Here is a 24646-nt window from a genome sequence, read left to right as displayed (position 1 = left end):
GAGCCTCCTTAGTAGCGGCGCCAGGGCGCGCTGGTCGGTTTGTAATGGGACCTGTAGGAGATGTGGCGGACATAGACGCGCCGCATCAGCGGGTCGGACTTTGCCATAATCCGCAATAGCCCGACGATGAAGATCCAGATCGCCACGCCGAGAACGGCGGAATAGACCGTCAGCACGACGAAGATCAGGATCACTGCGGCAAGGCCCGTGATCAGGACGAGTTCACGGTCGGCGCCCATCAGCAGGTTTGGCCGCGACAGAGCACGGTGGATCCTGTTGTGCTGAAGGTTGGACTGCGGCCTAGACATTGGCCGCCTCCCCTCCCCTGTCGCTCAGACGATCCTGTGCCCGCAGTTCGATCCCGATCGAAGCACCGGTCGCGCCGAAGAGGCCGACAATCGTGGTGGCGCCGAGAAGGATGCCGGCAACCAGGACGACATACATCAGCCGCCGAGCGAAATCGTTGAGCTCACCGCCGAATATCAGCATGCCGCCGGCGATGGCGACGGCTGCAAGGGCGATATAGCCGGCGACCGGCCCGGTGATCGATTGCTGGATCTGCTGGAGGGGGCCTTCCCAAGGCAGGCTTCCGCCCGAGCTGGCCAAAGCCGGCGTGGCGAAGGCGAGAGCCAGAAGTGCAAATCCAACGCGCGTTGTGATCATTCCGTTAAGCCGCATTCCGGGGCTCCTCTCCATAGGATTCAGTCTGGTACTGGCCGCAGGCAAAGCGCGTGACATGCAGAATGTCCGTCACGCGACGGCCCTTCGGGGTTCGCTCGATTGAGATGATGAGATCGACGGCATCACCGATGACGCTGTTCATCGGCTGCTGGCTGGCCTCGGCCGTCAGCTGCTCCAGCCGCTGCAGCGCGGACTTCGCTGTGTTTGAATGGATCGTGCAAAGGCCACCGGGATGGCCGGTGTTCCATGCCTTCAGGAGCGTGAGGGCCGCGCCGTCGCGAACCTCACCGACGATAATCCGATCGGGCCGAAGCCGCATCGTGCTCTTCAGGAGCCGGGACATGTCGATCGCATCACTCGTGTGAAGGGCGATCGAGTTGGTGGCCGCACAGCGGATCTCAGCTGTGTCCTCAAGAATGACCAATCGGTCTTCCGGAGCAAACTCCACGATCTCGGCAATGATCGCATTGGCGAGCGTCGTCTTACCCGAGCCCGTGCCGCCGGAGACCACGATGTTCAGCCGGGACTGAACCGCGTTGCGGATTACCGACGCCTGCTCTGATGTCATGATCTTCTTCGCGACATACTCGTTCAGTGGAATGAGCTGCGATGCGCGACGTCGAATGGTGAAGGATGGGGATGAGACGACGGGCGGCAGCAGACCCTCGAAGCGATGGCCGCCGATCGGCAATTCGCCGGACACAATCGGCCTGGTGTCATCGACTTCCGAATCAAGAACATGCGCCACACTACCGATGACGATTTCGGCCGCGCCTGCGGTCATTTCCCCCGCGGTGGCTATACCGTGCCCCAGCCGTTCGATGAACAGCTTTCCATCGGGGTTCAGCATGACCTCGACAACACTCGGATCATCAAGTGCCGTGCAGATCAGGTCGCCCAGGGCTTCCTGGAGCTTCCGGATAAGTCGAGGGAGAGAGCGGGAGTGGTTCACTGCGGCCCCTCCCTTAAAGCAGAATAGCGGTTTGGTCTTGGGATAGTCTCGCGAGTTTGGGACGACGTGAGTTCATCGACATAGCTCCTCGTTGTGGTGGTCGCCCGAGGAGGTTTGCGACGTGTTGAATCCACAATCTACTATCAAAAGTGTTAGCGACTGATTCTACCGCTCCGCTCGTCGGCACGCGGAATCGGGCGGCCCCGGCGGTCTTATTCACTAGCAAATGTGTTAGTAAGGTCGTTTCCCTGAGATCCGGCCGTTTGGTGCTAACTTACTGTTACAAAATCTTGAATCGGCATTTTGTTAGCGGTGGCGGGCTTCGGCGCCACCGCTCCTTAACCTTTGATTAACTTTAAATATCTTGCAAAACGATCCGGAATAGGTTGACCTATAGACGGCAAAAAGGTGTGTTTACGAAATTTACCGTGTGTACGAGAGGACGTCGTGGAGAATCCCGCCCAGCTTCAGAAGGCTATTCATAAACTGATAGCGGCGCATGCGCGAGATCTCTCGGGCGCGTTGCACGAGCATCGCGTGAAGCTCTATCCCCCCGAGGCGCGTAAAACGCTTCGTTCATTCTCGTCGACTGAGGCGGCAAAGCTTATCGGGGTGAACGACGGCTATCTCCGCCATCTGTCGATCGAGGGGAAGGGCCCGCAGCCGGAGATTGGCAATAACAACCGTCGCTCATACTCTGTTGAGACCATTCAGGCGCTCCGTGAGTATCTGGATGAGAACGGAAAAGGCGATCGTCGTTATTCCCCGCGGCGCTCCGGGCGTGAGCACCTGCAGGTTATCACCGCAGTCAACTTCAAAGGCGGAAGCGGAAAAACCACGACGGCCGCCCATCTCGCCCAGTATCTCGCGCTCAACGGCTATCGCGTCCTGGCGATCGATCTCGATCCTCAGGCCAGTATGTCAGCGCTCCACGGTTTCCAGCCGGAGTTCGACGTCAAGGACAACGAGACCCTTTATGGCGCTGTGAGATACGATAACGATCGACGCCCGCTAAAAGACGTCATCAAGAAGACCTACTTCACCAATCTTGATCTGGTTCCAGGCAATCTTGAGTTGATGGAGTTCGAGCATGACACCGCGAAGGTGCTCAGTTCGAACGATCGCAAGAACATCTTCTTCACCCGGATGGATGACGCGATTGCATCTGTCGCGGACGATTACGATGTCGTGGTCGTCGATTGCCCCCCACAGTTGGGGTTCCTCACCATTTCGGCGCTTTGCGCGGCGACGGCCGTTCTCGTCACCGTTCATCCGCAAATGCTGGACGTTATGTCCATGTGCCAGTTCCTCCTGATGACATCAGAACTTCTGAGTGTTGTCGCGGACGCCGGCGGCAGCATGAATTACGACTGGATGCGCTATCTCGTGACGCGCTATGAGCCGGGTGATGGTCCACAGAACCAGATGGTTTCGTTTATGCGGACCATGTTTGGCGACCACGTCCTGAACCATCCGATGCTGAAAAGCACCGCGATTTCGGATGCCGGGATTACCAAACAGACCTTGTACGAAGTCAGCCGAGACCAGTTCACGAGAGCGACCTATGATCGCGCAATGGAATCGCTTGACAACGTCAACAGCGAAATCGAGCAATTGATCCAGACCGCTTGGGGCAGAAAATGATGGCCGTCACGCAAATCAAATCGACCTTGCGGCGCAGAAAGTTGCCAGCCGGAAACTTTTCGATCTCCCGCGCGCTTTTCGCATTTCGATCAACTGGTTATTCCGGCGCAGGAGACGAAAAAGATGGCTAGGAAGCATCTTCTTTCCGACCTTAAGGTCTCGACACAATCGAAAAGGGACGATCAGGAAGCCGCCAATCATGAGGCCCCTCCTCCCCAATATGCGCCGCGCGGTGCCATTGGTGCCGTGTCTCGGTCGATAGAGGCGTTGAAGTCGCAGTCTTTGGCTGAGTTGGATCCGGATCTTATCGATGCGCCGGCAATTACCGATCGCCTTGACGAGGACGACAGCCAGTTCGAAGAGTTTGCACGCAACATTCGAGAGAACGGCCAGCAGGTTCCAGTTCTCGTGCGGCCGCATCCATCTGCCGATGGACGATACCAGATCGCCTACGGTCGCAGACGCTTGCGGGCAGTGAAAGCCGCAGGTCTGAAGATCAAGGCCGCCGTCAGAAATCTGACCGACGACGAACTGGTTCTCGCCCAAGGTCAGGAAAACAGCGCACGTCAAGATCTGTCCTTCATCGAGCGCGCTCTTTATGCAGCGCAGCTTGAAGCGGGCGGTATTCAGCGGCACGTCATTATGGCCGCACTTGCGGTCGACAAAAGCAACCTTTCGCGCTTGATCCAAGCCGCAACACAATTGCCAGCCGACATCATCCGGCTGATCGGTCCGGCACCGAAGACAGGGCGTGATCGTTGGTATGAGTTATCATCGAGATTGAACGCTGAAGGTGCAGTGGACCGTGCCCGCGAGCTTCTGCGGGACGGCGCCATCAAGCCCTTGGCTTCGGACGAGCGGTTCGTCCGCGTGTTTGAAGCTGTCGCTCCGAAGAAAACAAAGAAGGAAAAAGTCGCTGCTGCCGAAGTATGGCAGGCCGAAGACGGTGTCAAAGCTGCGAGTTTCCGCCAGGACAAGAAGACACTGACGCTGATGATCGACAAGAAAGCGGCGCCGGAATTCGGCGACTACCTTCTATCGATGCTGCCAGAGATCTACGCTTCCTACAAAAGCGCGAAGCGGTAGATGCGATGAAACGTGGAAAGGATCGTTAAAGCAAAGAAAAAGCCCTCCGAAACGGTGTTCCAGAAGGCCTCTCTCAGTTTGGTCGCTTAGAGAATCGCACTTCCCGGAATCACAGTCAAGAGTCAGCGCCGTTCCGGCGTAGCCTTTTCTTTGCCTTTTGAAAGGTGAAGGACATGGAGACGGGATATATAACGACGCCGTTTGGGCGGCGCTCGATGACGCTTGCCTTGGTGAAACGGCAGCAAGAGACGGTGCACGCGGCAACGACGAGCGCTGTCGATAAGTGGCGCGTCTTCCGAGACGTTGGTGATGCGAGGACGCGGCTAGGTCTGCAGGATCGCGCCCTCGCCGTTCTAAACGCACTGCTGTCGTTTTTCCCATCGGCGGAACTCAGCGGCGATAAGAACCTGATCGTATTCCCATCAAACGCTCAGCTGTCAGCCAGGGCCAACGGAATCGCCGGTACGACCCTTCGCAAGAACCTCGCAGCACTCGTAGACGCCGGGATCGTCATCCGAAAAGATAGCCCCAATGGGAAGCGCTATGCGCGCAAAGACGAGGAGGGCGACATTGCCGACGCTTACGGATTCAGTCTGGCACCGCTGCTTGCCAGAGCTGCCGAGTTCGCAGCACTTGCCCAGGACGTCGCAAGAGAGCAGCGCCAATTCCGTATGACTAAGGATCGTCTGACCATCGTGCGCCGTGATGTGCGCAAGCTCATTACTGTCGGTATCGAGGAGGGCCTTCCGGGCGATTGGCACGCGGCTGAGAACTGCTTCATTGAGATAGTAGGTCGTTTTTCTCGCCGCCCAACTATTCATGACCTGACCTCCAGCCTGGAAGAGATGACATTCTTGCACGAGGAAGTCGCAAGAATGTTGGAAACAAAGGAAGAATCTCAAAAAAGCGATGGCAATGACATCGCATTTGGGCGTCACATACAGAATTCAAATACCGAATCTTGCAATGAACTTGAACCTCGCTTCGAAAAGAAGCAGGGCGAGAGAACTGAGCAAAATCGTGAAAGACGCCGGAAAGACGAGCCGGAGGTCTTCCCATTATCCATGGTGCTCCGCGCTTGCCCTGAGATTGGGAATTTTGGGGCCAGGGGGACGGTTGGGAGTTGGCGCGAGCTGATGTCCGCCGCAGTCACGGTTCGATCAATGCTTGGGGTCAGCCCGTCGGCCTACGAGGAAGCTTGCGAGACGATGGGCCAAGCGGGGGCGGCAATTGCAATCAGCTGCATCTACGAACGGGCCGGCCATATCAATTCGGCCGGAGGATACCTTCGCGATCTCACGGCAAAGGCGCGGCGAGGGGAATTTTCCCTTGGCCCAATGCTTTTCGCGTTGCTTCGAGCAAACAGTATGCGCCAAAGCTCTCGGCCTAATCATGGACAAGTAGGTGAGAATGCCGTAACCGCGTGATATTACGATATAAAGGTCGAAGTTTCCGGCTGACAACTCTTCGACCGATCACGATGCGTTAAGAGAAATCACGTCTAGAGCGTAGCGTCAGAGTGACTCGGGAAGGGACAACGAAGATTGAGCTATCAAATGAGATGCATTTCAAAGTGGATCTTAACGGTACATAGCGCCAAGCTTCATTGGTAGCGAGAGGGGCATCCTCTGGGCTCATGTATTGCGCCATTCCGGAGGGTGTTGAGCCTTGCGACCGTTGGTAACGCGCTAATTGTTGCGGCTCGATGTGACGAAAGCTTAGTTAGCTACGGCTCTTCAGTGATGATATGGTGGAGTGTGGAGAACGTCTGATCAGATTAATTGTCGCTTCTTTAAAAAGTGATACTCTTTAAGGACGCTTCCGGTAGCGAATGAAGCGGGTCGGGAAATGACTCGTGCAAGCTTGCTCACATTGTCCTCTGCGACGAGGATTGCGGCTAATTGGCCGATGGAAAGAGATGCCGTCGGAAGCGCCCTGATCCACACATTGCGCGCTGCATCTTCACTCATGTCTTTTTCGATACCAATACTGGACCTGAGCTTATCAAGGATATCGTTCGCTTTTTTCACTCTCTTCTTTGAGCGGGAAGACGTCGATGCGAGCTCACTATTAGTCAGCGCTGCCGACAGATGCGAGAACACAAACCGATCCTGCAGAGTGCCATAGTCAAAAAGGGTAATGGAAAGACGAATAATTTTCCTCCCTTTGCGTTCAAGAACGAGGTGGTCTTCAAATTCGATGCGATCGTGTTCTTCTAAGACCGTTTCGTGCTGCAGAGCCTGGGTCTGTGAAGCAACGATCCCCTCCAGATAGAGAAGGGTCGGATCGCCCATTTCGCCGGACATCGCCGCTCGGGTGATTGGCTTTGCTTTGCATTCGATGAAGATAATCGTTTGGTCGTCCTCGAGGACAAGATCACATTCCCCGTCAATGCCGTTCATGTGATATTTTTTTGCCTCGATAGTCGGGTTTAGCCCCCGAAACTTCAAAATCGCTCCAGTTGCTCTTTCCAAACCATCGCCAGTCATGTCGCTGATCTCATCCGGAAAGACTTTGCGAAATCCGGCAACTACCGCCTCATAGAGAGCAGGGCCGCAAGCCGACCGAGTCGGAATAAAAAATCGGCCAGAACTTACGCACGGCGAGAACGGACGGAACATAAGATCTGCCTGAGTAGCCGAGAAGGGGGTTAGATAGTTTGCGTTTGGCGAGGGCGCCTGGTGTGTGAGGTCGCGCAACAACGCCTTCGACACTTCGAGGGGAATGGCTGGCTGGACATCACTGGAAGTCAGATATCCAGGACTGGTACTTGCCTTCGTCAAAATTATCTCTGCCAAGATCGCTGCGTCCTCCACCCCCCAACCCAGTTCACGCCGGAGCTTCTCGTCGTGATCGGTACCAAAAAAATGGCGTAGGATGAGTGGAGTAATATATGGCGTCCACTGCTGAAGAGAGAAAAGGTGGTCGTTTAGCGTCGCGTCAGCGAGCCATCTGTCCAGATCGTTGGTGGACACATTTAGGGCCCAGAATTGCCCGTAGCTCTCCACTGCTGTCATTGCAACGAGATCCCTGGAAGTCGCCACTGCCTTATGCATGACAATATTGTGGTCGGGCACTGTTGGCGCTCGATCCTCTACGCGAGCCGCAAGTTGCCAAAGAAATCCAAAGGGGATGGAAGCCTCACGAGGTTGATTGACCGGATTTCGAGAATAGAGGACCTGATCGAACTCGTACAAGTTAACCAGCCGAGCCAAGCCCTCCAGAAACGCGAAGGCCTTCTCTCGTCCTGCTTGTTGCAGATATTGCAAAATGAGTGTCGAGGCGGTCGAGAAGCCATTCGAGTTCGGGTCTATGCCCCTGTCATCCAGGCCGAAGCTGTGGCCATCGGCTAAGAGCCGGCCGAGCCCCTTGACCATGTTGTCTGTCTTGATGTCGGCTACTCTGAAGTTGTTCAACGCCAAAAGCCGTCGACCTGCTGCGAGAGCGATGCACCAGTCTCTTTGAACGGGAAACGCGAGACCCGCGCTAACGGGAAAATGCCCGGCAAGCTTTTCTAAAACAAGGAGCAACTCGCCATCTCGGCCGTTGAGAACATCGGACAGCGCGATATAACGAATGAGCTTGCGCAGATCCGTCGCCAAGAATGAGCTACTATTGTCCGAAATAGCGCTGTTCACAAGCGTGTTCAGTTGGTCTTGCTCGTCGCGAAGCGCGGGTGCAGGAGGAGGAAGCGGCACGTCGGCTGATAGATCCCAAGCGGTCTCAAGAGCGGTGGAAAAATCTCTAAAGTCGAACGGCATTGAGTAAATCCGAACTATGTAGGGGGAAGAACATGATTGAGGATTTCTTGGTTGTATTAAACTCTTTTATTAGCGAAATAATTGAAGATCCATTCCGATTCGAGATTCCAAGATAAGCCCAATGACGCCACCCCATGTAAAATGGCTGAACAAGACCAAAGAAGCCATTAAGACCGCTGAAGGCGCGCTGGTTGAAGTTTGGGAGCTCAATCATCAAGATGATCCTGCTGTCCTTTCCGCGTGGGCGAAGCATTTTCGACAGCACTACTGTCTTGATGAAGAGCTTCCAGAGTTGGTTTCAGGGACGGGAAAATCGCATTCGGAGTTCCTGACTGAGATCAAATTTCCGAGCGCGAAGGTTGGCTCGGGCCCGGCGACGCGATCAGGCGATTTTGGAGAAATCCTCGTTGCGGACTATCTCGAGTTCATTTTAGACTATTGGTGTCCCCGCGAACATCGGTATGAAGACCGGATCAATGCAAATGTGTCGGACAACGGCACAGACGTGGTAGGATTTCGGTTCGCGTCTGAAAAACCGAGCCCTAAGGATGAGATATTCATCGTCGAGTCCAAATCCGGACTTAGGCCGACGAAGGAAAATCGACTCCAAACGGCGGTGAACGATTCCGGCAAGGACCGCTTGCGAGAAGCTATGACGCTTAGCGCCTTAAAAAAACGATTGCTTCGGAAGAGTCGGGACGCTGCGCTCAAAGTCGAACGGTTCCAGAATGAAGCTGATCGCCCCTTCACGCGATGGAGTGGCGCGGTTGCCGTGCTAGACGAGTTAACGGCTGATAAAATGGAACTGGATAAAACCCAAGTCTCCGAGCATCCAAACAAGGACAAACTCAGGCTCGTTGTGATCAAGGGCACTTCAATGATGGATCTCGTACACTCGCTATACGAGAGGGCCGCGAATGAGGCCTGAAGCAAACGCAATACAGGTTCTTTCAACGGTTCGCGCGACTGCAAAGATGCACGAGTTTCGGGTCGCCCCAGAGGACTTTATCGAAATACGTCGGGATCCTGCTTCACTCTACTCGTTGGCAGTTGGAATTCTAGGCGACGCCGCTGGCGCTATTGCCGGCCACTTTATCGATCCCACCGTGAGTGACCGTCCGGAAACGTGGGCTGAAGATATTTCTGCAATCGACAACGTGCGTTTTGCCGCGACCTTTTTTGACTCTTACTTGGAGTCAAAGTTAGATGAAAGCATCTCTCTCGAGTTCTCGCTTCTCTGCGCTTCAGCCTATTATCTTTCTGATGCAATCGGAAATGCCGTGGTCGTCGTCAAGCGCTCGAGCGAGCCTCCCGCAGCTCTTGGCGGCGGGCTAGCCTTGCTCGCAAGCAGAATTCTTCAAAATCGCCTAGGACCGATAGAGGTAGAAATCTTTCATGCGGCCTTTGCCGATCGCTTGCTTGAGCTGATCCGAGGACATTATGCTCTTCTGGACGAAGATGAGCGCGCTATTCCAGAGCTTTGCCGAGAGCTTCGCGAAAAACTACTCGAGATCGGAACTGACCGAGAGGTTCTCTACGGGGACATTGTGACAGCGATATGCGCAGGAAAAATCCAGAATTCTTCTCGCAACAGGCTCCCTCCAACGTCTGACCTGACCCTTGAGGCGTGGAAGACTGCGCTCTCTAAACCCGGCTTCCCGATCGAACTGTGGCCGGCTCAGCGTCGAATTGCTGATGCCGAGCTGTTGAGAGGACGTTCAGCAGTAATCCAGATGCCCACAAGTGCTGGGAAAACCCGCGCAACTGAGCTTATCATCAGAGCGGCATTCCTATCGAAGAGAACATCCTTGGCAATTATCGTGGCGCCATTTAAATCGCTATGTCACGATATTCGTTCTGACCTCGTCCGAGCTTTCCAGGACGAGCCCGTGCTTATGGACGAGGTCTCGGATTCCTATCTTATGGACTTCGGAATGGGGCAGCTCCTTGCGCAAAATAGCGTGCTGGTAATAACTCCCGAGAAACTGCTTTTTATGCTTCGTCGCGCACCCGAATTGGCGGAGCGTATCGGACTGATTGTCTACGACGAAGGGCACCAATTCGAGGGTTTCACGCGGGGTCCTACTTACGAGCTACTGCTTTCGTCGCTTCGCATGATGCTTAAACCAGGAGCGCAGATCGTCTTGATTTCGGCCGTTATCGGCAATGCAGAGCAGATCGCGGACTGGCTGATTGGAGATGCAACTGCGATCGTGGGGGGAAAGGGGCTTCTGCCAACAGCGAAGAGTATCGCATTTGCCAGCTGGCAGAAAGAGCGCGGCTGGCTACAATATGTGAACCCGATTGACCCCGACGAGAACGAATACTTCGTTCCAAGGATCATCGAGCAACTTCCGCTCGAAAAGAAGAGCAAGCGAGAGCGCGATCGTGTGTTTCCGGACCGCGATCACCCTGCAGAAATATCTGAAAGCGTTGACATTGGACTATATCTTGCGCTGCATCTGGGCGTCAACGGGAGTGTAGCTCTGTTCTGCGGCCAAAAGGCCAGTGTGTCGAAAGTTTCCTGGCGCGTTGTCGATCTTTTCAAGCGAAATGTAGATCTAGATAAGCCCAGAGAGTGGTCAGATTCCGAAGAGTTGGAAAAGTTGGGGAACCTAATATTCAGCAATCTTGGCGATGTAGATGTTGTCGGCGCGAGCCGACTTGGGGTTCTGTCGCATCACGCAAGCACGCCTCATGGGATCCGTCTCTGCGTGGAGCACGCGATGAAGGCTGGCCACGCCCGTATCGTTGCCTGCACCTCGACGCTAGCCCAAGGGGTAAATTTTCCGATTAAATATTTAGTCGTCACAGCTACGCAACAAGGCAGAGAGAAAATCAAAACGCGCGACTTCCACAATCTCATGGGGCGAGCCGGGCGTGCCGGCATGCACACGGAGAGTAGCGTGATTTTCTCTGCGCCTTCGATCTACGATGAACGAGAAGATTACTATAAAAAATGGCGCTGGGAAGCTGCTAAGACGCTTCTGGACCAAGATGGGGCAGAGCCAAGCCAGAGTAGTATTCTTCAGATATTCGAGGACTACAAGCAGACAGTCGGCACTCCTATCGTGCTTACATTCAATCTCGCGGACTGGAATTTAGCGTTCGCCGACGCTGAGATGATTGCGTCGATTGTCGAAGAGGTCCTCAAGCAGTTCCCGAATGCGAGCTCCTCTGAGCTCCGAGACTATTTGCAGGGGAGGGCGCGTGCGATTCAAAGCATCGCGATGTATCTCGCGCAGCACATCGATTTTGATGCAGAAGATGCCGTCGCGGCGTCTGATAAACTCGCTGCGAACACGCTGGCTTACCATCTGGCTGACGATGAGATCCGACCACGGGTCGTGGAGCTTTTCCAGGCAACGGTAAGATCCGTTCAAAGCAATACCGACGCAGCCTACCGTTTGCTCATTAAGAAGTCGCCTTTGCCGCCTGCGGAACTTCACAAATTGAGCAAATGGATCGAGGCGAGCTTAGATCAACTGACCGCTGCTGTTAAAGATGGAAGTCTCTTACCGCTGCTGTTAGAGCAGGCGACACCTCTTGCGGCAGCGAAATCGATATTGTCTTTAAGCGATTTGACGGTGATCCCGACAATTCTCTCCGGTTGGGTCGAGGGGAATTCCTTCGCCTCCCTTCGAGAGATTCTCGCGAAGAGCGATATTCGCTTCAGTGGCGACCACGCGACGGCCGACCACGTCGTCTCACTTTGCGAGGATGGTTTTGGCTATCATCTCGCCATGATCCTCGCCTCGGTCGTCGACCTTATTGAATCTATCGAGCCTGACCTCGTTGAGCCGGTTACGCTGCTTCAAAGGCAGGTGAAGAATGGTCTTCAAACTAAAGCTTCGCTCGCGTTTTACGAATCCGGCTTCGCGGACAGGGTGGTTGCGCAACAATTGGCCGAAGCTTTTCCTAATGTGCATGATCGCGCAGGTGTGAAAGCGTGCTGCCGGAAGGAATACGATGCGGTGAGCGCGCTTCTCCAATCATTCCCTGAATATTTTCAAGAAGTCGCTCGCGAGCTGGGGTAGGGCGTTGCACATCGGCAGGCGTTTCCGTAGCAATGACTGCTCCCTTCGTGGGTCATCCGCTGTGCAGATTGTCCTGATCTGCACAATAAAGAAGTTTTGATGCAACGGCGACTCGTCGTCTAAATGTCCATCTGGAGAGACGAGTGAAGCCAAAACTTACCGATTTAACGGGAATTATTGCGAAAGATTTCGAGCTGGCGTTCGCGCGTGGCGCGCTGCACCGGCGGCCAGATAACACTGGTCGTCCAAGGGAAGGGCAGATTAGAAAATTTCTACGCGAGATGCTGCCGGGGAAGTATGGGGTATCGCGAGGCTACATTGTTTACACGCGGTGGGACAACGACAGGATCATTGCAGATGTCACGTCTGAATTTGATGTGATTATTTTCAGGAAAGACAATTCTCCAAACCTTTGTCTCGATGAAGAATCGGGTACGAGGCTAATTCCTTACGACGATGTTTACGGTGTAGTGGAAGCGAAATCGGTGCTGACCGAGCAAACGCTAGCTGACGCCCTCTCGAAGTTGGAGGAGATACCTGCCGTGTCTCACTTGTCGACAATGACCAGGGCGAAAAGGAGACAAGGAGATCGGAGACCACATCGGCCTTTCACGATGGTGGTGGCGTACCGCGGCAGCAAACTCTACGGAACAAAAGTGACAGCAAGAGTGCCGTTGCAAGAACGTTTAGATCACAACCGATACGGGGGCGGTGAAATCGAGCCAGACGCAGTAGTAACGCTGGATAGGGAGTTTCTGATCAGGACAGTAAATGACACCGCGGTCAGACGTGCTTTGATGGTTCATCACCGGAGCACACTTGATATGGTCGAGTCTCATCCTGATTACCACGCCTTGGTTGCGGAGGCTGCAGCAGGTGAAGACATTCGGGGACTCGTGCCTGAATACTACTCTGTACCCGTTTCCCACCATAATGGGCCCATCGCTTTCGTGGCACTGTTGCTTGGCCTTTTAGAAGAACAGATATTGGTAGGTTACGACCTCGGAGAACTGATGTGTTTGATGCAGCCGTCTGTCGAGGCAGAGTAACGATGATTTTGTCTTTATATTACCCGAGCGCGATACCCCCGCAATTTACGGGCTTCAAGTCCAGCGCTTTGCCGACAGGAAGGTGATTGTGCTGCGGAGCGATACGACCACGTGATCCTCCAATCAATGAGGTGCCGTGGAGTTTCGATGTCTGTAAAAGCTCAGCGAGCTCGTCACGAATGTGGCTTTCAGCTTCTGATTTTTTCAAGCGCTAAGCGACAAATTCTGCACTGAAATCTCCCCTTACGATTTCACTCCGGAGTAGGGGAGTGGTCACCTAAAGCCCTGATGCCTTCGTCAGATTCACGCGGAAGCGATCCCGCCGCCGCTGATATCTGCGGGTCATCTCTGCCGATGCATGACCGAGCTGTTTCTGGACGTAACGCTCGTCGACTTCAGCGGAAGAGGCCAAGCCCGCGCGAAGGGAATGGCCGGAAAACTTGAGCGCGCGCTCGATCTCACTGAGATCGCCGCGAACGCCGGCAGCCATCGCCGATCGTTTCACAAGCCGGACGACCTCCTTGTCATTCAATCGTTCGGATCCAACCGCCTTGCCCTGTCCTGTGACGCGGCGGAAGAGGGGCCCATGAGCCAGCTTGGCGAACTTGATCCAGGTCTCAATTGCGGCGACCGGGCAGGTCGTATCGGCCGAGCCGCGGCCGACCTCGACCTCTCGCCATCCGGTTTTACCGCGCAGAGTAATAAGCATGCCCTTGTCGAGGATCTCTATCCAACCGCGACCGTCCTCAGTCTGGTCGGCCTTGAGATCGAGGCCGACGATCTCGGAACGTCGCAAGCCGCCAGCAAAGCCGATGAGCAACATCGCCCGATCCCGCAGGCCGCGCAGAGAGCCGCGATCGAGCGTTTCGACCATGGCGATGATATCTTCAGCCATGACCGCTTCCTTCTGGACCGGTGGCTTGGCATGGCTGTTGCGGATGCCGGCCATCACGGTGGCGATATGCCGGTCCTTACGATCGAGGATGAGACCGCGCTGGGCATAGTTCCAGCTGAGAGAGGAGAGGCGGCGTTCGATGGTCGAGACTGAGTTCGCTTTTGCACCCCGTTCAGCCGTGCCGGAAGCGCAGGCGGTGATATAGAGCCCGACAGTTTGCGGATGCGGGGGGAGGGCGGCCAGATTGGCGCGCCGGCACCACGCTGAAAAATGCTTCCAGTCGGCTTGGTAGGCTTTGCGTGTATTGGCGGAACTGGCCGCTGCGACGTAGCCCCGGGCACGATCGGCAAGGTTGGCGAGATGAGCCGGTGTCTCGCCCTCGCCGACAAGAGAGGGGAGGGGGCTGTCGCTCGACACCTCCGGCGCGGAAACATCACACCCAGGCGCCATGCTGAGAGATAGCGCTGAGGTCTCCTCGACGTGAATTTCGGTGTTTTGCTCGATGATTTGGGCCATTTCTCTATAATGAACAGAACGTCCGATAATGCAAGATTATCGGACATTATTTAGGAGCGACAGGCAGTGCGGTTAGGTGCGATATTTGTGGATTAAAGCGCACATCTGAACTATGCTGCGCAGCATGGATTCGATCGCGACAGTGCAAACTCCGACACCAACATGGTCCGCGCACCTGCCGGGCTGGGCGTTGGCGCGCGGTCGTGACATCGACGAGTGCGACGCGGTCTTCTCTGCTGGTATCGCACTGAAAGCGCTTGATGATCTGATCCGCTCGGATACTCTGTGGATCGGCTGCTGGCGCGATCGCCTTGCCTTGAAATCGGCCGCTGTCGCCGCTCGGATGCTCGGCCGCAATGAGGAAGAGGCCGCACTGCGCGACGCCGTTTTAATGACGGCCGCAGATGGCGATCCAGGTCCGGCCGGAAAGCTGTATCTGGCCACACGACTGCTCTGCCGTCGATCCCAGATGCCCGGCACCCCTTTCGTCAAGGAACTGACGACCTTGTGTTCGATCCGATGGGACGACGACCTTGCGTCAGTCCCGGATCTCATCGATACGGCGGTCCAGTCCGGGCGTGCGGCACCCCTCGTGTTAGCCGAGCTGATATCGGCGATCGCGACCCCTCGCCCGGACGCCGAGGTTTTGGCGTTAGGACTGGCCGACGTGGTTTTGGCGATGAAACTGAAATGGCCGAGGCCAGTCCCTCTGCTGTTGCCAGCACGGTTCAGCTCGGCATTCCGCACGATTGGCGGCCGAGGTCGGGTGCGGCCGGGCGAACCGGCCTATTCGAAGGCAATCTGTCTGGCTCTTGTTGAAGGCGTTGAAGCGGCGTTACGCTCCGCCGCGGAGATTGATCGCCGCGCCGCCCGGCTAGTTGCCGTGACCCCAAAGCTTCGGACGAAAGGGGCTGAATCCGTCATCCGGAAGCTGTTGAATGACGATGCAGTATCGGCGACGTCACCCGGGGGCCAGCTGTCGCGTTGGGCGGCGTCCCGCCTGTTCGAGAGGCTCGAGGCTCACGACGCGGTGCGTGAATTGTCCGGCCGATCTTCGTTTCGAATTTTTGGGCTATGACCATGGCCGGATCGCCCGCGTCGAAGCCATCCCGCCGGAAGAGTAATGACGCAGATGAGCGTCTGTTTGATCGGGAACTAGAGGATCTTCCGGTCGAGCTGCGTTGGCGGGAGTGGATGATGCGCGTCGAGGCGGTGATCTTTGCCTCGGCGGAGCCGGTCAGCCGCGAGACCCTGGCACGCGTCGTCGGTCGGGATTGCTGCATCGACTTGCTAATTGATGATCTGGTCGAGGAATTACGGGATCGGCCATATGAATTGGTGGCGGTCGCCGGCGGCTGGCAGCACCGTACCCGCCCACGCTTTGCCGAGACCATTCGCGCGTCCTCCGCGCCGACAAGGGGAGGGGCTGCGGCGTTGTCTGAGTTCGAGGCATTGGTGCTGATGGCAGTGGGATATTTCCAGCCGGTAACCCGCAGCGAGTTGGCGAAGATTTTTGGCAAGGAAGTCAGCCGCGATACGATCGGCAATCTGCGCGGTGCAGGTTTCATCGGCTCCGGGCCGCGCAGTCCGACGCCAGGCGCGCCCTACACCTATGTGACGACACCCCGATTTTTGTCGGCGTTTGGATTTCAGACCCTCCGTGATCTTCCCAACATCGAGGCACTCGAGGACGTCGGACTTCTAAGCAGGCGAGCCGCGTCGGATGCCATTAACAGAGATCTCGCTGACTACGCTTCCGGTGGGCAGGACGACGATGATGCCGACGGATATTCATTTTCATCGTGAATTCATTCGATAGCGTCCTTTTCTGCGCGATCCGATATACTCAAGTAACTTGGAATGAAGCAGTGCGCTAATATCTCGTCGTGCGGTTTTCAGGCTGACGTGCCAAGTGAGAACAATCTCCTTGGCGCTGAAGCGTTCACCCGCCTTAATTTGTTCGAGAAACCACTGCTGTCGTTGATTGAAAAGCTCGGGTTCAGGGTCATCTTTAGGGTCAATTTCAGGGACATGATTAGGGTCATTTCTACGTGAATTTGCTGCCAGCGTGGCGATTGCGGCTTCGCCGGTAGCGTAGGCTTCTTTCGAGGCCACACGAAAGGAGTGATCGTTCGCAGGAGCGGTCCGGTCCGATGCTGGCCCTTCAATAATCCCGAGCAAAAAAGCTCGTACCACTGGCGAGGAGACGACTAGACGAAGGAAAAACATAACCTCTGGAGCATGTTGAGCGGACAGCCAATGTTTTACGGTTCGTTCGCTGGCACCTGTCTGCCGCATCAATTCCTTGGTCGCTCTGTGACTATCGCCATGCTCTTTTTTTAAGAGATCGGCGAGTGTGAACGCGAGAACCTCTCGATCGCCGAGAAAGCCAGGCCAAATCGGCAACTTACTGCCCTTTTTCGGCAACATCTTCTGCTCCTTCATGCGCTAGAATTGCTATGCGGATGCCTGCAGGAATGGATGTGCTGGTCGCCGCAACAGCCTCAGGATCAGACGCGCTCTGATTGAAGATAGGAGGGGCGGCCAGTGGATCGGGAGACCTTTAGCGGCAGGTCATCGGTTTCGCAGCCAGTGCGGGCTGCCGAATACGTGCGTATGTCAACCGATCATCAGCGATATTCTACCGAAAACCAATCGGAGGCAATTCGGGACTATGCTCGGGTGCGCGGCATCGAGATTGTCAGGACATACGCGGATTCAGGAAAGAGTGGCCTGAAAATCGAAGGGCGCGATGCGCTGCGCCAACTCATCGAGGATGTGCAGGTCGGCACAACAGATTTCACGATGGTTCTGGTCTATGATGTCAGTCGATGGGGCCGCTTCCAGGATGCTGATGAAAGCGCGTACTACGAATACATCTGCCGTCGTGCCGGGATCTCTGTCCAGTATTGCGCCGAACAGTTTGAAAATGACGGCAGCCCGGTGTCCACCATCGTCAAAGGCGTCAAGCGGGCTATGGCCGGGGAGTATAGTCGTGAATTGTCTACGAAGGTTTTCGCAGGGCAGGGCCGTCTGATCGAAAAGGGGTACCGACAAGGCGGACCAGCTGGTTTCGGGTTACGACGTACGCTGATCGATGAACACGGCCAAGTAAAAGGTAATCTCCAACGAGGCGAGCACAAAAGCATTCAGACTGACCGTGTGATCCTTACTTTGGGGCCGGCCGAAGAGGTAGAGCTGGTTCGTGAGATATATCGCAGATTCGTGCACCATGGGGAAAGTGAGAGCGAAATTGCAGCCGAGCTGAATAAACGGGGCATTAAATCCGACCTTGGACGCAACTGGACGAGAGGGACCGTCCATCAAATCCTGATCAATGAGAAATATGCCGGCGACAATGTTTGGAACCGACAGTCTTTCAAATTAAAGAAACGCCATGTCCGCAATGATCCCGAAATGTGGATCAGGGCTAACGGCGTGTTCGACGCTGTCATCGAGCGATCCCTCTTCGAGGCGGCTCGGACCGTTATCAACACCCGGTCATTCCGGTTGAGCGACGAAGAGATGCTGCAGTCTCTGCGAGACCTGTACCAACGAACGGGGAGTTTGTCGGGTATCGTCATCGATGAATGCGATGGCATGCCGTCAAGCAGTGCCTACAGCTCGCGGTTCGGCAGCCTTCTGCGAGCCTACAGTCTCGTGGGCTTCAATCCGGATCGAGATTACCGTTACGTCGAGATCAATCGAGAACTCCGCAAGCGCCATCCCGATGTGCTTGAGCAGGTGATGGGCGCCTTGAAATCCTCTGGCAGCAAGGCGTGGCAGGACATCGAAACCGATCATGTAACGGTCAACGAGGAGTTCACTCTGTCAATTGTAATCGCTCGCTGCTTCCAGACACCGACGGGACTTCTACGTTGGAACCTGCGTTTCGATACCTCACTTGCTCCCGACATCACCGTCGTTGTCCGCATGGATTCGGCCAACCAGAAGGCATTCGACTACTACCTCTTTCCAAGGCTGGATCTTCTCGCCGATCGATTGAGGATGGCAGAAGACAATGCCTTGCAGCTTGATGCCTATCGGTTCGATGACCTCACTATTCTTTATCAGATTGCTGCGCCCGTTAACCTGTCGGAGGCCGCGTGATGTCCGCTCTTCATTCAAGTCATATAGAAATGATCCCGATTTCACGCATCTCAGTGCTCAACCCCCGCGCGCGCAACAAACGACAGCATCGGGACATCGTGAACAATATCGAAGCCATCGGTCTCAAGCGCCCGATCACTGTCAGCCGCCACAATGGCCCAGGCGGGCCACGGTACGATCTGGTTTGCGGGGAAGGCCGTCTGGAAGCCTTTCAAATGCTCGGACAGAGCGAGATCCCGGCGGTCGTCATCGAGGCCAGCGAGGACAAATGCCTTGTCATGAGCTTGGTTGAGAATATTGCTCGACGCACCCCGCGACCAATCGACCTCATGCGTGAGATTGGTGCCTTGCGAGCACGAGGCTACACCGACGCTGCAATCGCCAAAAGGATCGGTGTCGGCGCACAATGGGTCTACATGATCGCCGCACTTCTCGAGAAGGGCGAGGAACGCCTTGTCGCAGCCGTTGAAACCGGCCTCATCCCGATTACCCTTGCGATGGAAATATCTCGAGCTGAGACCGAGGAGGCGCAAAGCTTGCTCCTGGATGCCTATGAGGCGGGTCAGCTTCGGGGGAAAAAACTTGCTGCCGTCAGGCGGCTTCTCGATGTCCGCATGCGAGCTCAGGGAAAAGGAATACAACAGGGGCGTTTCGGCCGCAAAGCCACCGGAAAGCGGATGACGGCGCATGATCTCATGCAGGTTTATCAAAGGGAGGCCGAAAAACAGCGGCTCTTGATCAAGAAATCAGATTTTGCACAGACCCGGCTTCTCTTCATTGTCGAGGCCATGAAGGATCTGATCGCGGATGAAAGTTTCCTCAATCTGTTGAGAGCGGAGGGATTGGCAACCATGCCAAAAGCACTCTCCAGCCGAATTTCAGGAGGGCATGATGAGCGATGGGCATGACGATGATGATGACAACGGTGATGGCCGAATTCACTTCGCATTTGATCGAGATATAAAAACAATAGCCATTTCTGCGATCGTACCGCTGAAATCCCTGCCTGAAGGCGCCCGCGAAAGCAGGAAATTCGCGCAGGTTTTAAGTTCGATCAAGGCGATTGGTTTGGTCGAGGCGCCGGTAGTCATCGCGGACAACAAAAACCCTGGTCTCTGGTTTCTGCTCGACGGCCATCTACGATTAGAGGCTTTGAAGGAGCTTGGCACCATCGAGGTCGAGTGTTTGATCGCAACCGACGACGATACCTACACATACAATAAGCGGGTCAATCGCCTCGCCCCGATCCAGGAGCATCGGATGATTGCGCGTGCTATTGAACGTGGTGTGTCGTCCGCGGACATTGCAGATGCGCTTGGGCTTCAGGTCGAGTCGGTCATTCGTCGGTTTCGACTGCTTGAAGGCATTAGTCCAGAGGCCGCAGAAATGCTGAAAGATACACCGTGTTCTATGACTGTCTTTGATGTCTTAAGACAGATGTCGGCTGTCCGGCAAATTGAGGCCGCCGACTTGATGATCGGTCAACACAACTTTTCCATCATGTTTGCCAGAGCGATACGCGCCGCCACACCCGACAGCCAACTCGTTGCCCGCAAGCAAGGCTCAGGTCGAGGCGCCGGCACGCCGTCAGGACAGCAGATCGCGCGGATGGAGCGGGAGCTGGCTGCATTGCAAACACAAGTAAAGAGCGTTGAAGAAACTTACGGGATAGATAACCTTCACCTTACCGTAGCACGGGGATACGTCGCCAAACTGCTTGCTAATAGCCGCATCAGCCGCTGGCTTGAACATCATCGTCAGGAATATCTCGGCGAATTCCAGAAAATCGCGGAGATCGATTCCATTGCTCCTTTCAAGGATGCTCCAGAGCAATAGGTTGCGAGGTGGTTTCTCTTTAGATTGACAAAGCCGATGCTGCAAATTGCGGCTTCGCGGCAACAGAGGTTGTTGCTGTTTATCGTAATATTCGTGAGGGAAACGTCTGTCATTCAGCACCCTGCGGTGCTGGGATTTTGTCGGAAGACACCCTCATCAATGGCGACTTCGATCTTCTTAAAGGCCGGCCTAACACCAATTTCCAGGATGTTAAGCAGACCGGAATCGTTCGTGTTCTGGGCATCATCTTGGAACCAGATTAGCCATTCCATGACACCATTCTTTCCCTCAATTTGCGGATTTCGGTAAATCGGGACAGTCATTTCAGCAAGTCGCGGACAAGCGTTTCGCTAAGTCGCGGACAACGGGTGCGATCGAATTCCGGTTGCCTGGTTGCTGTTACGGGTGATTGATTTCGGTTATTTCGCCGCCGGTCAAGAGCGTCGGCATTTTTCGTTTCCGCATGCTGTCGCCTTCGAGCGTTATGCGGTGTGCGTTGTGAACAATACGGTCCAAAATCGCATCAGCTAAAGTGGCCTCTCCGATCATTTCGTGCCAAGCCGCCACGGGAAGCTGAGCCGTGATCAGGGTCGATTTCCGCCGATATCGTTCCTCGAAGATTTCTAGCAGATCGAGGCGCTGTCGATCGTTCAGGGTGTGGGTTCCCCAGTCATCCAGCACCAGCAAGTGAACGCGCGCAAGCTTGTCGACGAGGCGCGGAAAGCGTCCATCCAGCCTGGCGAGTGCGAGGTCCTCAAACAGTCGCGGCATTCGAACGTAGAGCACCGAATAGTCGAGGCGGGCGGCCTGTCGCGCGAAAGCACAGGCAATCCACGTCTTTCCGGTGCCTGTTTGGCCGGTCAGGATCAGGTTCTCGTTTGCCTTCAGCCATGCACCTTGTGCCAGAGACAAGACGTTCCGGCGGTCAAGACCGCGGCGAGATCCAAAATCGATGTCTTCGATCGAGGCATTGGCAAAACGAAGCTTTGCTGTGGCGAGCCTGTTTGTCAGCCGTCGGTCTGTTCTCACCGCGATCTCGCGGTCGAGCATCAGGCCCAGCCGTTCGTCGAAGCTAAGATCGTTTCCATGAGCCTGCTCGATGAGCTCGCGATAGGCGGTCGCCATCCCGGCGAGGCCAAGCGCACTCATCTGGTCCAGGGTTGGATGTGTCAGCATCTGATGTCCTCTTCATTGGTAGTAGGTTTTGCCGCGGATATTGCCGTGCGGCGGCGCCGGCTTCACAGCCTCGCTCATGGTTGGAGCCTGATCGAGACCAGATTTGAGAATGTTGGCGACAGACGAATAGCTTAGTGCGTTGATGACCAGCGCTCGCTCGCAAGCAAGTTCCAGCCGCTCGGATTCGTAACGGCGCGCCAGGGAAAGAACGCCTTGAGCAGATCGGTAGCCTTGCTCGGGATGCGGCCGGTCGCATAGCAAACGTTCGATAAAAATCGCCGTATTGGTCCCGACCTTTGCTGCTTCCTTGCGCAATGTGTGGGGTGTCGTGTTTGCATAGCGTTGGTGAGCCTTGGGCATATGTTCATTGACGGTGATGTGGCCGGAGCGCTGCGAGCTTCGGATGTGGCTGGCAACACGCTTGTGGTCCAAGAAGATCTCGACTGCCCGATACGTCAGCCTGATATCGACCCGTCTTCCGATGAGACCGTGCGGCACGGAATAGAATGTCTTGTCGACCTCGACATGGTAATCGGGATGGACCTTCGCGACCTTCCATTCCGCATATTCAAACGGCGTTGAAGGCAGCGGCTTGAGCTCGGAGCGCTCGACTTCATCAAACAAAGCGCGCCGCGATTTGCCATATCGGCGCATCGTTCTACTATTGAGGTCCTCGATCAGAGCGCTGATGCGGATATTGAGATCGACAAGGCTGAAGAAACGTTCGTTTCGAAGTCTGGCCAGAACCCACCTCTCGACGATTAAAACCGACCCTTCGGCGGAGGGTTTATCTCGAGGACGCCTCGGTCGTGCCGGCAATAATGTCGTATCGTAGTGATCGGCGAAGGCCGCAAATGTCGCATTCAACGTCGGTTCAAACCAAAGAGCCTTGGCCACCGCAGACTTGAGGTTGTCGCAGATGGTTGTCTTCGTCACACCACCGAAGTAACTGAAGGCCCGTTGGTTCGCCTCGATCCAGTCGGGCAGCTTTTGACTGAAGCTGGCATAAGAGAACGTCAACTGTGACGCGCTCAGCACTGCCACATAGATCTGCGCCGCGCGGATCTCGCCAGTAGATGGGTCGATGATCGGGATCGTGTGGCCGGCATAGTCGCATTCCATCGCTACGCCACCAACATGACGGCTGCGATAGGTGGGTTTGGCCCGGCTTTCGTGATCGGCAAACCGGCAGCAAAACCACGTATAGCCATAGCCATCCGGATGGGCTTCCCGGTATTCCTGCCATAGCAGATTGAGCGTCACGCCCTTGCGCTTCAGTTCGCTGGCCACCTTTGGCCAATTCGGTTCGTCGGTATCGCGCGGAGGTCGCCCCATTCGGCGGAATAGTCGTTGCTCCAGAACGTCGTCCTCGTCCAGGCCAGGTGGAAGAGGCCAGACCGCAAGCCCAGCTTCCCGCGCCCGCAGCAGATACGTCGAAACCGACGTCTTGCTCATCTTCAGCCGTTCGGAAACGGCGCGTATCGACAATCCCTGTTCGAACGTCAGCCGCAGGATCGATCGGATGTCCTTCACGTCGGTATGTCTCGCTAGCTTCCGTCTGGGCATCAATTCCTCGCTCAAAAACACGAGGGCAAAGTGCCAGATCGGCGCTCACGAAAATCGATCTAAATCTGTCGCGATGCTGTCCGCGACTTACTGAAATTGCTGTCCCGGACTTTCCGAAATCGGTGTCCGCGACTTACTGAAATCCGTGTCCCGTACTTTGTGAAACCCGCACCTCAATTTTCTCACGCAATGCTTCCACCACTAGTTTAACGCATTCATCTATGAGCTTTACTTGGGCGTGGTCTAACTCTCTCCGAAATGCAGTCCCCTTCTTTCGGATCGATTTTTCGGCCTCTGGTGACAAAGTCTGCAAAAATTTTGAGAAAGACTGGTAATATCGATCAGCAGCATCAAACATTGAAAGAATAATTTGCTGCGCGGATGGGCTCACGTCCGGCATCCGCTTCTTTCTACCACGCGTCGGTTCTTCCGTGGCCACTTTCGAGATTTTATCGCTATGTGACAGGGACCTAAGTTCACGCTTATAGTTGTCGAGAAGGCGAAGTGTCGGCCTATTGTGATTGATATTTGTCATATGAAAACCGTCCAAAAGACCATGCCATCAGCCAACGCATTGTGGTTTGCGAATAGTGTTCGAACACCACATCCGGAATTGTAGTAAGTCTATGTCATTCGGGGAACACTGAAGATGATGGATTAGTTCTCGGCTCTTTCTGGTATCTCTCTGCTCACACAGCTTTTTTTACAGAACTCTCGCTCTGCCAGTTGCCCCGGATAACTACCACAAGGAGGCGAAAAATCAGGCGTCGAGCGACGAACCAGTTCAATAGATGCTGATTTTGTGTCATCCATTTCGGACGCCAGTTGGTGGGGGCGTAGGACGTCGCCATGTAACTGTGCTCTCAACTCCAGCCAACGACCCTTTAAAACCTGCCAGTTGTGATCGTCATAGGTGCCGCTGACAATAACAGGGTGAACCCTGATACGGGGTGGAGGTCCAACCCGCTCGGGGCTCCAGTCCCGCCAATCTCTAAGCCAAAGACTGTTTTTGCGGTCTACTCGCCCAATCTGTTGCTCGACAATGCCTGGGTTCCACTCGGCGTGAAGGAGCACCACAGTGCGGCAGGCTTCATGCAGGTTGAGGCCTTCACGACCGACACGTGATTGCGCAACCAGCACCATTGGCCAACTGCTTGCTCTATTAAAAGCAGATTGTAGAGTGCGACGTGTTTGAGGAGCAGTTGAGCCCGACATCATGCGGGCGAAGTTACCCTCGCGGCCGGAATAATCCTGCAGATACAATTCAAGCTTTGCTCTCTGCGTGTCACGACTCTCGCCGTCTTCCTCGCTCGCAAGATCCTGCAAAAGTGAATCGA

At 55.2% G+C, this 24646-nt stretch carries 21 protein-coding genes; 11 read left to right on the top strand and 10 right to left on the bottom strand.

The features are described from left to right. Positions 1 to 8: 8 nt before the first annotated feature. The 3 genes from ACQZ63_RS26310 to trbB are packed head-to-tail and all read right to left on the bottom strand — an operon-like array spanning position 9 to position 1633. Positions 9 to 308 carry a conjugal transfer protein TrbD gene (locus ACQZ63_RS26310; RefSeq protein WP_448799469.1) on the bottom strand — a complete coding sequence of 100 codons (300 nt, stop codon included), beginning with the start codon at positions 306 to 308 and terminating at the stop codon, positions 9 to 11. After that, positions 301 to 678 (bottom strand): TrbC/VirB2 family protein, encoded by a 378-nt coding sequence (locus ACQZ63_RS26305; protein ID WP_448799468.1) that lies wholly within the window; start codon positions 676 to 678, stop codon positions 301 to 303. Before ACQZ63_RS26305 ends, ACQZ63_RS26310 begins: the two co-directional genes overlap by 8 nt. Next, entirely contained in the window at positions 668 to 1633 is a 966-nt protein-coding gene (gene trbB / locus ACQZ63_RS26300; protein ID WP_448799467.1) for a P-type conjugative transfer ATPase TrbB, read from the bottom strand. The genes ACQZ63_RS26305 and trbB overlap by 11 nt, the downstream gene beginning before the upstream one ends. A 447-nt stretch (positions 1634 to 2080) precedes the next feature. Between trbB and repA the strand changes: the two genes are divergently transcribed. The 3 genes from repA to repC all read left to right on the top strand — a co-directional run bounded on the left by repA (position 2081) and on the right by repC (position 5790). Then, positions 2081 to 3277, top strand: a complete 1197-nt coding sequence (gene repA / locus ACQZ63_RS26295; protein ID WP_448799466.1) for a plasmid partitioning protein RepA — start codon at positions 2081 to 2083, stop codon at positions 3275 to 3277. A gap of 123 nt (positions 3278 to 3400) precedes the next feature. Beyond that, complete coding sequence (gene repB / locus ACQZ63_RS26290; RefSeq protein ID WP_448799465.1) at positions 3401 to 4363, top strand: plasmid partitioning protein RepB; 963 nt, start codon at positions 3401 to 3403, stop codon at positions 4361 to 4363. A 173-nt stretch (positions 4364 to 4536) separates the two neighbouring features. After that, positions 4537 to 5790 carry a plasmid replication protein RepC gene (repC, locus tag ACQZ63_RS26285; RefSeq protein ID WP_448799464.1) on the top strand — a complete coding sequence of 418 codons (1254 nt, stop codon included), beginning with the start codon at positions 4537 to 4539 and terminating at the stop codon, positions 5788 to 5790. A 345-nt stretch (positions 5791 to 6135) separates the two neighbouring features. Here the strand turns inward: repC and ACQZ63_RS26280 are convergent, their stop codons facing one another. Then, positions 6136 to 8124 (bottom strand): hypothetical protein, encoded by a 1989-nt coding sequence (locus tag ACQZ63_RS26280; protein WP_448799463.1) that lies wholly within the window; start codon positions 8122 to 8124, stop codon positions 6136 to 6138. A gap of 121 nt (positions 8125 to 8245) precedes the next feature. On the opposite strand from ACQZ63_RS26280, the gene ACQZ63_RS26275 reads away from it, so the two are divergent. The 3 genes from ACQZ63_RS26275 (at position 8246) to ACQZ63_RS26265 (ending at position 13210) form a co-directional block, all read left to right on the top strand. Further along, complete coding sequence (locus tag ACQZ63_RS26275; RefSeq protein ID WP_448799462.1) at positions 8246 to 9052, top strand: hypothetical protein; 807 nt, start codon at positions 8246 to 8248, stop codon at positions 9050 to 9052. After that, positions 9042 to 12161, top strand: coding sequence for a DEAD/DEAH box helicase (locus ACQZ63_RS26270; protein WP_448799461.1), 3120 nt, complete (start codon positions 9042 to 9044; stop codon positions 12159 to 12161). Before ACQZ63_RS26275 ends, ACQZ63_RS26270 begins: the two co-directional genes overlap by 11 nt. Positions 12162 to 12304: 143 nt before the next feature. Further along, complete coding sequence (locus tag ACQZ63_RS26265; RefSeq protein WP_448799459.1) at positions 12305 to 13210, top strand: DUF6602 domain-containing protein; 906 nt, start codon at positions 12305 to 12307, stop codon at positions 13208 to 13210. Between the two features lie 277 nt (positions 13211 to 13487). On the opposite strand, the gene ACQZ63_RS26260 is transcribed toward ACQZ63_RS26265, so the two are convergent. Next, positions 13488 to 14621: a site-specific integrase gene (locus ACQZ63_RS26260; RefSeq protein WP_448799458.1), complete on the bottom strand. Its 1134-nt coding sequence runs from the start codon at positions 14619 to 14621 to the stop codon at positions 13488 to 13490. A 124-nt stretch (positions 14622 to 14745) separates the two neighbouring features. On the opposite strand from ACQZ63_RS26260, the gene ACQZ63_RS26255 reads away from it, so the two are divergent. Both ACQZ63_RS26255 and scpB read left to right on the top strand, forming a co-directional pair. After that, positions 14746 to 15699, top strand: coding sequence for a DUF1403 family protein (locus ACQZ63_RS26255; protein WP_448799457.1), 954 nt, complete (start codon positions 14746 to 14748; stop codon positions 15697 to 15699). 2 nt (positions 15700 to 15701) lie between these two features. Continuing rightward, entirely contained in the window at positions 15702 to 16427 is a 726-nt protein-coding gene (gene scpB / locus ACQZ63_RS26250; RefSeq protein WP_448799456.1) for an SMC-Scp complex subunit ScpB, read from the top strand. Here scpB and ACQZ63_RS26245 read toward each other — a convergent pair. Beyond that, on the bottom strand, positions 16419 to 17066 hold the full coding sequence (locus ACQZ63_RS26245; protein WP_448799455.1) for a hypothetical protein: 648 nt from the start codon (positions 17064 to 17066) through the stop codon (positions 16419 to 16421). The genes scpB and ACQZ63_RS26245 overlap by 9 nt on opposite strands. Positions 17067 to 17168: 102 nt before the next feature. On the opposite strand from ACQZ63_RS26245, the gene ACQZ63_RS26240 reads away from it, so the two are divergent. The 3 genes from ACQZ63_RS26240 to ACQZ63_RS26230 are packed head-to-tail and all read left to right on the top strand — an operon-like array spanning position 17169 to position 20567. Continuing rightward, the gene (locus tag ACQZ63_RS26240) at positions 17169 to 18731 is read left to right on the top strand and encodes a recombinase family protein (RefSeq protein WP_448799454.1); all 1563 of its coding nucleotides are present in this window, start codon (positions 17169 to 17171) and stop codon (positions 18729 to 18731) included. After that, positions 18731 to 19639 carry a plasmid partitioning protein RepB C-terminal domain-containing protein gene (locus ACQZ63_RS26235; RefSeq protein ID WP_448799539.1) on the top strand — a complete coding sequence of 303 codons (909 nt, stop codon included), beginning with the start codon at positions 18731 to 18733 and terminating at the stop codon, positions 19637 to 19639. The genes ACQZ63_RS26240 and ACQZ63_RS26235 overlap by 1 nt, the downstream gene beginning before the upstream one ends. Beyond that, the gene (locus ACQZ63_RS26230; protein WP_448799453.1) at positions 19623 to 20567 is read left to right on the top strand and encodes a plasmid partitioning protein RepB C-terminal domain-containing protein; all 945 of its coding nucleotides are present in this window, start codon (positions 19623 to 19625) and stop codon (positions 20565 to 20567) included. Before ACQZ63_RS26235 ends, ACQZ63_RS26230 begins: the two co-directional genes overlap by 17 nt. A 399-nt stretch (positions 20568 to 20966) precedes the next feature. Here ACQZ63_RS26230 and istB read toward each other — a convergent pair whose 3' ends face one another. From istB to ACQZ63_RS26210, 4 genes are all read right to left on the bottom strand, one after another. Beyond that, entirely contained in the window at positions 20967 to 21743 is a 777-nt protein-coding gene (istB, locus tag ACQZ63_RS26225; protein ID WP_448799452.1) for an IS21-like element helper ATPase IstB, read from the bottom strand. A gap of 12 nt (positions 21744 to 21755) precedes the next feature. Then, positions 21756 to 23309: an IS21 family transposase gene (istA, locus tag ACQZ63_RS26220; RefSeq protein WP_448799451.1), complete on the bottom strand. Its 1554-nt coding sequence runs from the start codon at positions 23307 to 23309 to the stop codon at positions 21756 to 21758. 133 nt (positions 23310 to 23442) lie between these two features. Beyond that, entirely contained in the window at positions 23443 to 23844 is a 402-nt protein-coding gene (locus ACQZ63_RS26215) for a hypothetical protein (RefSeq protein ID WP_448799450.1), read from the bottom strand. A gap of 122 nt (positions 23845 to 23966) precedes the next feature. Continuing rightward, positions 23967 to 24646: C-terminal helicase domain-containing protein (locus tag ACQZ63_RS26210; RefSeq protein WP_448799449.1), on the bottom strand; the 680-nt coding region annotated here is incomplete at its 5' end.

It is taken from the genome of Agrobacterium sp. CG160-95, assembly GCF_053521725.1.
Note: the sequence above shows the minus strand (reverse complement) of the source record. Positions and strands in the feature narration are given on the sequence as shown.